We start from the raw sequence: 10,184 nt of genomic DNA on the forward strand, positions 1-10,184 counted from the left end.
TTTAAAAAAAACACAAATAGTTACACAAAACCCAAGAGCAAAGACCAAAGGCAATACTAAATATAACAAAAAAACATTAGCCCTTAGAGGACTAATGTTTTCTACACTTATAACTCTTGCCCGTTGGTAGCAATAACATTCTTATACCAATAGAACGACTTCTTCTTTCGACGCTCTAGAGTACCACTACCATCGTCGTGTTTGTCTACATAGATAAAGCCGTAACGTTTGGACATTTCACCAGTTGAAGCACTAACTAGGTCAATACAACCCCATACAGTATAGCCCATTATTTCCACACCGTCCTCAACTGCTTCCCCCATAGCTTCGATATGCTCACGAAGATAGTTAATTCGGTAATCATCGTTGATGCTGCCATCTTCTTCAATCTTATCGTAAGCACCAAGGCCGTTCTCTACAATAAATAAAGGTACACGGTAACGATCATATAATTGGTTTAAGCTCAAACGTAGACCGATAGGATCGACTTCCCAGCCCCAATCACTAGCTTTTAAGAACGGGTTTTTTACACCTGAAAAAAAGTTCCCAGACGCTTTTTCTTCATCTGTTAACTCTTTCTTCTCTGTTCGTGACATATAGTAGCTGAAGGAAATAAAGTCAACTGGATACTGTTTGATAGTTTCTAAGTCTCCTTCCTCCATCTTGATGTTAATGTCGTTTTCTTTAAAGTAACGTTTTGAGAAGGAAGGGTATTCTCCACGAACGTGTACGTCCCCACAAATATTGTTGAAAATACGAGCCTCGCTGAACGCATACCATTCGTTTACAGGGTTGCAATCGAATGAGTAAATTGGAGCATAGAGTAACATACAACCGACTTGAGAGCCAGGGATGATCTCGTGACAAGCTTTTACAGCTAAACTGCTGGCAACAAATACATGGTGTAAAGCTTGAAAGCTTTCTTGTAGACGTACATCTTTAGTCGTTGGTGAGAAACCAAGGCTGAATAACGGCTCGATAACTCCTGCGTTAATTTCATTGAATGTTAACCAATATTTTACTTTGTTTTTGTATCGATTGAATAAAGTCTTAGCATAGCGATCAAAGAAAGTGATCACTTCACGGCTTCTCCAACCACCATATTCCTTAATTAAATATAATGGCATTTCATAATGAGAGATGGTTACAACTGGTTCAATTCCGTACTTTAAACACTCATCCAATACCCGGTCGTAGAAGGTCAAACCTTCTTCGTTTGGCTCAAGCTCGTCTCCTTTAGGGAAAATACGTGACCAAGCAATTGACATACGATAGGATTTAAAGCCCATCTCTGCAAAAAGTGCAATGTCTTCTTTATATCGGTGGTAGAAATCGATTCCTTCATGATTCGGGTACGTATATTGTTCTCTGTCTAGTTCAAAATCAAACCCTGGTGTAGAAATCACTTTCTCACGAATTTTTCCACCAGGCATCACATCTGCCAGATTCATGCCCTTACCACCTTCAAGATACCCGCCTTCTAATTGGTTGGCAGCTGTTGCACCACCCCATAAAAATCCTTCTGGAAATTGATATTTACTCATAATACCCTCCTATTTATAAGTCCAAACTAATATTAAGTTATTTGTGTTTACTACTGATTTTATTCTAACCTTCCTAATATAAAGTCGTAGATACATGAAGGTGATTTAGAAATTTCATACCCTAACTAGGAACTTGTATTATTTATGAAACAGGGTGTTTCCCTGATAAATTAGGTAATTGTATGTAAATGAAGTGAAATGGATGAAATGGTTTCCTTTTTAGATTTGAAGGAGAGAGCGACCATATGTTTACAGGTGAAATGATAGCCTCATTGAATGCAATAGAGACTTCCTTATATAACTATGTTAGTAAAAATGAAGATAAATTGTCTTCTATGCGAATACGTGAACTTGCACATGAACTCATGTATCCACATCAACGATATTACGCTTTTGTCGTAAATTAAATTGTGAAGGTTTTTCTAATTTTAAGATAAATTTTTGGGGCTAAGATCCTGTAAGACATAGGAGGGTACACCTCCATGAGAAATGTGGAGATCTACCAGTACGATTATATTTTATTTTACTTTAACAACACTTTTTGGATAAAATGGGTTTAAGTATCAGTAATCATTTTTACTCAAAGATTCCAAAATCCCCCTTAATTACCCATATCAACCAAACAGCCAATAGTTTTAAAATTCTATTCTATCAAAAATAAGAGAAAACAGGAGGAAATCTAAGATTTCCGTTTCTTTATAGAGGAGTTTAGTGGACGAAGGACAATGCTAAAAAGTTTCCTTCGAAACCAACTTTATCAAGGTGTACGAATAAATTCATAAACATCTTACAATGGAAGAGTCTTATATTTACTGGTACATTTGGGTAACTAAGTGTTCCATCTTATGTAGCAAAAACTGTCTACTCTAGTCTAGCAGTCACATAAAGCCTATGTTGAGAAGTTAAAAAGCACTTCAGGAGTTAAGAGGTAAAATAACGGGTTAGCAAAAACTTCGTAAAAAGTGAGGGACAATCAATACATAAAAGTCAACAATAGGGCATACTATAGTATTACCTAAATTAATGAAGGTAACTGTAAGAAGAAAGTTGTTTTTTTTTGGTCATACTCTGGACTGAACAGTCGGTTTTTTTGCAAGGTAATTAGAATTCTAAAAGTTCTACATACTTGTTTTAATACAGTAGAAAGAAGGAGGAGATTTTGAATGGATTTAATAGAGATTTTAGCAGTAATTGGTATTGATATTTTACTTTCTGGTGACAATGCAGTTATAATTGCTCTTTCTGTCAGAAAACTTCCTATTCACTTACAAAATAAAGTGATTTTTTGGGGTATGTTAGGTGCTATTGTTCTTAGAATAATAGCTGCTACGTTAATAGTTAATATACTTGAATACTCATTTATCCAAGCTATTGGTGGTATAATTTTATGTGGTATTGCATTCCAAATGATGGTTCAAAAAGAGGAAACACAGAATATTCAAACGTCCAATCACTTTTGGGGAGCAATTAAAGTTATAGCAATTTCGGATCTAACATTATCAATTGATAATGTTATAGCATTAGCGAGTGTTTCTAAGGGCATAACAGCTATAATACTAGGTATATTTATATCAATTCCAATAATAATATTTGGCAGTAAGTTTTTATTGAGGTTAATGGAAAGATTTCCAATAATAATATATGTAGGTTCAGGTCTATTAGTGTTTGCAGCTTGTAAAATGATTTTAGAAGATAGAGGTATTAAGTTTCTAGTAAACTATATTCCTGAATTCTATAATTTTTGGATAGCAATTGGATTAGGTATTACTTCTGTTTTTATAGGGTTAATTAGAAATAAAATTAAAGACATTAGTATATCTCTTTGATCAATTTAAATTAACAATTACGTTATAATTTAGTATAGGAGAAGTAATTAACTTAAAATTTTGGCAAGGAGTGATCTTGTGAGTAAAAAAGCTAATTTGACAAAGCTTCGTATTGCATCTGAAGCAGAGAAATTATTCGCAAAAAAAGGATTTAATTCAACTTCTATGGAGGATATTATGATTGCCTCAGCTGCCAGTAAAGGAAGCATTTATTATCATTTTAAAAATAAAGAAGACTTATTTTTATTTATATTGGAGCAACAAGCAATTAATTGGAAAGAGACATGGAATGCTAACGAGGAGGAGTATAGTACAGCTACTGAAAAACTGATTGGAATAACTATTCATTACTTGAATGATTTTAAGAATCCTTTGTTTTTAGCTGCACAAGAATTTACTTTTTCTGGAAGTAACTATGAAAAAGTTTTAAATATTTATCGAGTTCAGTTTTATGATATCTATAAAAAAATTTTTCAAGAAGGAATTGATTCTGGTGAATTCTTGAATGAAAGTACAGAAACTTACATGTATACCTTTTTAGGGCTACAGGTTGGTTTGGATAATGCTTATTATGATAATATTTCTTTTGAAAAGCTCCAGACTCTATATCTTACTGCTACAAATATTTTTATAAAAGGAATAAAAACTCCTTAACTATATATTATTATATTTTGTATTGAGAGAATTTAAAACGTATCATATATTTCCGACATAGATTATGCCATCCCCATAAGTTGAGTAGATAAATCATTTAATTTATGACCAATTTTCCATGTTATATTGATTACATTTTTCTTCTCGATAATAATTATTGGTTTCCCCCGAAAAATAGAACGTATAATTTGATTTTTTAATCCTAGTAACGCTAATGCAAATTGAAGTAGGATCAATAGTCCTATGGATATAAACTTTTTAAAATAGGAGTTTCATATTCGATTAACCCAACTATTAATTCTTTAACTATTAATGTTATTCCTATATCAAGTAAATAAATTTGAGCTATATCTTTATTTCCTGCCATTCTAAGAAACAAAAGAATTACTAAAAAAAGCTACTATTACCTTGAAAATTATCTGTAAGTAATCCATATTTTATACTACATTATCTGATTTAAACATCTCGACCCGCTGGTATTACTTGGTTGAGATATTTTTCATTTAATTAGATGGTAAGTAAATCTGATATTAACATTTTCTAGGGGCAGTTTAACACAAGACAAAAAATGTAAGGTAATTATTGCTTTTTAAAAGACTTAGGAATAGGTTCTACTTATCCAAGAGAAGAACACAAATAGTAAGTACATTTTATTGCAAAGAATTTAACGATCCAAATGGCTGTGGTACTATATATTTAAAAGTACAACTAACAATCATTAGGTAAATTAAAGATGGTAATTATTTTCAACAAGAAAATGGGTGTAATTTCCGCTAGGCAATCTCTTAACGCCCTCTGTAAAAACAATACTTCCTAAAACTCCAACTAAATCATTAGATAAAATAATTTTAAATTCGTAATAAATCCCAGTACCTGCAATGATATCAAGTATTAAAATTTTTTAATTTGTTGAACCCTAATAGTGATAAAAACAACCTGATTTTATCCTTTCAAATCATTTATTATACCCACATTATTTTTCCAAAAAGATATGATTAGATAAGATTGTTTTATTCCACTATCCACCCACTTAAATAATATAGTACTCTTGCAAAACATTAATAAAACACAACTTTTACATTGTTTTACAAGTAAAGGATTAGTTAATATTTATTCTCTTACTTTTGATGCTTGAATACTCAGGTATTAAGGAAACGTTCAAATGGGAAAAGTACCAATAATATACCCTTTTTCTCAATGCCTTAGTGTATACCTAAATCTCCAAATCATACAACTTCCCCTTGACTATGGAGCAACTCCATAGTCTATAATACTCATATTCATCATTACAATCTGGAGTTGACACAACATGGTTTTTCAAAAGGCACTGAAAAGAGTATACAACGAAATCCTTGCTATCATATTGCTACCCCAACCATTGGTGTAATGGCATTTGCTTCTATCTAGACTATGTTTGATGGTATATTCTAGCACGTTATGTGGATGCAACCACGTTATCAGCAGTTAATATTTTCATGCCTTTTATTTCATCGATATTTGCTTGTGCTTTAATGCTGGGAACAGGGTGCAGCACCATTATTTGCTTAGAAAATCGGGGGAAGTATATAAAAGGAAGGTAAAAGTAACTTTCGTTTATCGTCTTATCTAGGATTCTTCTGACCTCCTAATCATTCGATATTACTTAGTATGAAATACATTTATAAATAAATTAAGGAGATTATCAATGGATCTATTATTTAAATTATCAATTAAACAAAAATTACTAGGTAGCTTTCTGATCATTACCTTTTTATTTGGTCTTTCAGCATTTTATTCTCATATAAATATGAAGGAAACAAATAAAGCTTATGAATACGTGATAGGAAACGTAACAGAATTGTACTCTATCACTCAAGATATTCAAACGCATACGGCACTACAAGTAGGTTACTACCAAGCATATATGTTGTATGGTGACAAAATACATATGGATAATCTAGATAAAGTAAATGCTGAGACCGAGCAATTAATACAAAGAGCCTTAGAGGTAGCTACATTACAAGAGACGATAAAAAAAATGGATGAACTGTCTGAAATGAATAAGCAGTATAAGATTGTTGCTTACCAGGCAATGAATTTATTAACTATAAATAGAGAAGAGGCACTAACCCAAGGTGAAAGGGATACACTCCCTTTAAGTACAAAGATGAATGATAGTACGGAATACTTGCAGACCTATTTATATGATATTTATGAAGAATTCGAAAATGAGACTCAAACCAATTCTGATAAGGCTTTAACAAAAGTGCTGATATTGAATATCATTGCAGCGTTATTAGCGATTGCCTCAGGTATAGTTATTACTATGGTTATTTCAAACCCTATTCAAAAACTTAGAGCTGTAGTTACACAAGTTGCTTCCGGTAACTTAAATGTTGAGAAGATCAATATAAAAAATAAAGATGAAATTTATTACTTAAACGAATCGTTTGAAACGATGACGTCAAGTCTACGAGAAATGATAGGTGGAATTAACAGTAACTCCATGCAAGTTGCTGCGTCTTCAGAAGTATTAATGGCAAGTGCAGAACATTCCACAAAGGCAAGCGAAAACATCTCAACTGCTATTCAAGAAATTGCAAGTGGAGCGGAAGTGACCGCTATGAAAATAGAAAATAATTCAAGGGCTCTTCAAGAAATCCTTGGTGGTATTACTCGTATAGCTGAGAGTGCCGTGAAGGTATCTGACCTCTCTAAGCAAACGACTTCCGAAGCAGAAATTGGAGGAAAGTATGTAGAAGGTAATCTAAAACAAATGCAATTCATCCATGAATCAGTTAGGAAATCAAACGATGTTATAGGTCTTCTCTCTGAAAGATCCGGCGAAATAGGTGAAATTCTGTCTGTGATCAACGCTATTGCAGAGCAAACTAATTTACTAGCGTTAAACGCAGCCATTGAAGCAGCGAGAGCCGGGGAACATGGTAAAGGGTTTGCTGTTGTAGCCGATGAAGTTAGAAAGCTAGCTGAGGAATCAAAGGAGTCGACTCAAAATATTGCTAGTCTCATAAAGGTAATCCAGCAGGATACAGAAGAATCCGTTCGTATTATGCGAGAAGTTATGCAGAATGCAGAGGAAGGTGTAAAAGTATCAGAACAAACTTCACAGAAGTTTGAAGAAATTCTTCATAGTACAAGGAATATTACCCCACAAGTGGAAGAGGTAACAGCAATAGTCGAGCAAATAACAGTTAGTATCCAAGCGGTATACTCTTCCGCGGAGGAAATTACAGCTTTGGCTCAAACCAATTCTTCTAGTTCCGAAGATGTCGTCGCATCTACAGAAGAACAACTTGCGTCAATGGAAGAAATTAATTCCTCCGCTAATATGTTAGCGAATATGGCAGAAAAACTAACTGTAATGGTGCAACGGTTTAAAATATAGCAGGCATGACTTTTGCCCGTTCTTATATAAATAACAAACGGCCCTTCCTTTTAGGAGGGCTTTTCTAAAATCGTTAACAGTAAAAATGCGATGGAAATATAAATATGTAATTAATAAGGGAGAGCTTAATGAATATAAAAGATAACTTTAAAAATAGCACATATAATTTAGGAGGATTGTTATCTTTATTAGTTGGTCTAGTACTTCTTTTCGACCATCTTTATAATGAGTTTACATTTGTATCGTTATATGTAGTTATTATGATATTAATAGGATTAGCGTTTTCTCACAAATCTAATTGGTTTTTAATTTCTATATGTTTGTCAATTGAGCTAGGTGGTATTTTAATAAATGGAGAGGATATCACAATAGACTACATAGATGAGGCCTTATTCTTTTTTATCATCGATAGTACAGCAATGTTCATATCTGCTTATAATGCGAGAAGATTTACAGTAGTAAAAAAACATAGAGAAGAGATAGTCCTTTCGCTAGCTAAAGCGTTAGACGCAAGAGATGCATATACTGCTAAACACTCCGTAAATGTTGCGAAATATGCAGTAATAATTGCTCAGGAATTAAAAATGAGAAAGGAACAGATAGAAACTATCTATGTGGGTGGTTTACTCCACGACATTGGGAAAATCGGTGTTCCAGAGGAAATACTAATGAAAGCCTCTCGCCTAACTGATCAAGAATTTACTAGGATAAAGCAACATCCCTTAATAGGTTTTGAAACTTTAAAGCATATAAAAAGTTTCGAAAGAAATGGGGTATTGGATATTGTTTTATACCACCATGAAAGGTACGATGGGAAAGGGTATCCAGAGGGACTAAAAGGGGATAAAATACCTGTTTTCGCGCGGATAATGGCAATAGCAGATTCCTTTGATGCAATGACCTCACAACGTGCATATAGGGGTCCAAAGGATCTAAGTTATGCTATGAATGAAATACATAGGAACAAAGGGACCCAGTTTGATCCAAAAATCGCTGACATTTTTCTTAAGGTCATTGCAAAAGATGCGGGGTTTCTCCAAATAGTAAACGATTAATTTTTTACTTAAGGGTTGGAATGTGGTAAATTTTACATCCCTATTTAGGGTGGCGACTCCTGAGGGAAAACGGCTCGTTCCTGCCTGCGGAAAGTGTGTCACCAGATAAAGCTGGACGATCCGCTGCTTGAATTCAGGAGTAAAGGTCCAGCGTTCTTCTTTAGGCATAGTAGATTCTCCTCAGTATATTATCTGTAGTCTACTTGACCTTATTTTTCTGTCCAACTCAGTGTAGCCTATCCAGAATTAGCAATATGTGATCCTAAATTGATTAGCTATAATTAGTGAATAGAAACCAGTCGGTATAGATGATGTAGGTTAAGATTTTAAATAACATAACTGACTAGACATAAACACTGGAGGAGCCGTGTGCGTTAATTGTGCAAGCACGGTTCTTCTCCTCTACATGATTTAATAAGGAATTAACCATAGAAACAGATTGTGGATTAAAGAGAACCTAAAAAGGCTACCTTGTTTGGAAGCAAGAGAATCATTTTATTTTGGTAAGATAGTTGAATGTTAGTCAAGAATATGTTGTTCACAGGTTTTTTTCAATTTTCTAAGAAGAAATAAGATTATGTATCTAAGGGATATTCCTAAAACAATAAATCCAATAAAAGAGTATGTGTGCTTCCAATTATCCATATGAAACATATGTATTTTAATCGCTAAAGGCTCAATGATATAAGCAAATGTTGATGCCCAAAGGATATTTGCAGTGAGAAACGAGCTCCATTTGTTGAAATATTGATAAACCAACATTGCTGAAACGGGGATAACTACTAAATCAGCTGGAAATAAAGGGGGAATCATTGAAAATAATTTATCAGGATAGCCCCATCTTATTAAAGATACACCAATTACATCCAAAACAGTTGATAGGTAGGCAGTAATTAGTCCGTAAGATAGAATTTCAAAGAACCTTTCCTTATCCACAAGTTTATACCAGATGAGTACAGGAATAATCGTAGAAGCTAAAAGGAGCCACCATGTTGGTGAAAACACGTCATCATTTAGCCAGTGTTTAAAAGCAACATCACTTAATTCTTGGCGCAAGTTTTGTATATCTTGATAACTAGGATTTCTCATATAATGAAACCTCTTTTTAGTTAGATATTCAATATTCTTCTACTAAATAGAGTTATATATGCAAAACCAAGCACACAGGACTTGAAGTTCGTAAATGTCGTGAAGAATTGTAGTCTGGTTATATGTATGACAAATAGGAATGTCTTGAATCAGGAGTTTTTCTAACGAATAAACGTAGTGGAAAAAAGATTAATAAATTCAATTCAGATTTTTATGTCTCGTATTTTAATAATGAAAATGCTGTTCATATAGGATGTATGTACCTTGAAGAAAATGGTGTTATAGGTTACCACCAAGCAGCATCACCTCTACTTCTTTAAATTATGAATGGTGAAGGATGTGTTCGAGGGGAAAAGGAAGTATACTCTAAAGTTCAGTCGGGTGAGATGTTTTCTGGGAGAAAGATGAGTGGCACGAAACCAAAACTGACAAAGGATTAACTGCGATTGTCATTGAAAGCGAAGAATTAAATCCGTCATCTTCTTTAAGTAATATCAGTTGTTGATTGAAAAGGTTGCTAAAGGTTAAAGATATACCTCTACTGCGAATGTGAAGCAGCATTCCTGTAATGAATGAAAATGAGGTTAGAATAAAAAAGAACCTCTTAGTAGAATGAGAGAGTCCTAAAGCT

The 10,184-nt window shown here is 33.6% G+C and carries 6 protein-coding genes and 2 pseudogenes; 6 read left to right on the plus strand and 2 right to left on the minus strand.

Translation table 11 applies throughout. The features are described 5' to 3' along the window. Positions 1 to 107: 107 nt before the first annotated feature. The gene (locus BKO01S_RS23260; protein ID WP_066060107.1) at positions 108 to 1,544 is read right to left on the minus strand and encodes a glycoside hydrolase family 1 protein; all 1,437 of its coding nucleotides are present in this window, start codon (positions 1,542 to 1,544) and stop codon (positions 108 to 110) included. Between the two features lie 245 nt (positions 1,545 to 1,789). On the opposite strand from BKO01S_RS23260, the pseudogene BKO01S_RS24110 reads away from it, so the two are divergent. The 5 genes and pseudogenes from BKO01S_RS24110 to BKO01S_RS23280 form a co-directional block, all read left to right on the plus strand. Next, positions 1,790 to 1,980: pseudogene (locus BKO01S_RS24110) on the plus strand (MurR/RpiR family transcriptional regulator); the annotation flags it as partial. Between the two features lie 727 nt (positions 1,981 to 2,707). After that, positions 2,708 to 3,370: a YjbE family putative metal transport protein gene (locus tag BKO01S_RS23265; RefSeq protein WP_066060109.1), complete on the plus strand. Its 663-nt coding sequence runs from the start codon at positions 2,708 to 2,710 to the stop codon at positions 3,368 to 3,370. Positions 3,371 to 3,448: 78 nt separating this feature from the next. Then, the gene (locus BKO01S_RS23270; RefSeq protein WP_066060110.1) at positions 3,449 to 4,024 is read left to right on the plus strand and encodes a TetR/AcrR family transcriptional regulator; all 576 of its coding nucleotides are present in this window, start codon (positions 3,449 to 3,451) and stop codon (positions 4,022 to 4,024) included. Positions 4,025 to 5,708: 1,684 nt separating this feature from the next. Next, complete coding sequence (locus BKO01S_RS23275) at positions 5,709 to 7,409, plus strand: methyl-accepting chemotaxis protein (RefSeq protein ID WP_066060112.1); 1,701 nt, start codon at positions 5,709 to 5,711, stop codon at positions 7,407 to 7,409. Positions 7,410 to 7,537: 128 nt separating this feature from the next. Continuing rightward, positions 7,538 to 8,464, plus strand: coding sequence for an HD-GYP domain-containing protein (locus BKO01S_RS23280; protein ID WP_066060114.1), 927 nt, complete (start codon positions 7,538 to 7,540; stop codon positions 8,462 to 8,464). 519 nt (positions 8,465 to 8,983) lie between these two features. Here BKO01S_RS23280 and BKO01S_RS23285 read toward each other — a convergent pair. After that, positions 8,984 to 9,553 (minus strand): CBO0543 family protein, encoded by a 570-nt coding sequence (locus BKO01S_RS23285; protein ID WP_066060116.1) that lies wholly within the window; start codon positions 9,551 to 9,553, stop codon positions 8,984 to 8,986. Between the two features lie 188 nt (positions 9,554 to 9,741). On the opposite strand from BKO01S_RS23285, the pseudogene BKO01S_RS24925 reads away from it, so the two are divergent. Further along, positions 9,742 to 10,058, plus strand: a pseudogene (locus tag BKO01S_RS24925) (cupin). Positions 10,059 to 10,184 lie beyond the last annotated feature (126 nt).

Origin of the sequence: Robertmurraya korlensis NBRC 107688 (genome assembly GCF_001591645.1) — a bacterium.
Classification (GTDB): Bacteria; Bacillota; Bacilli; order Bacillales; family Cytobacillaceae; genus Robertmurraya_A.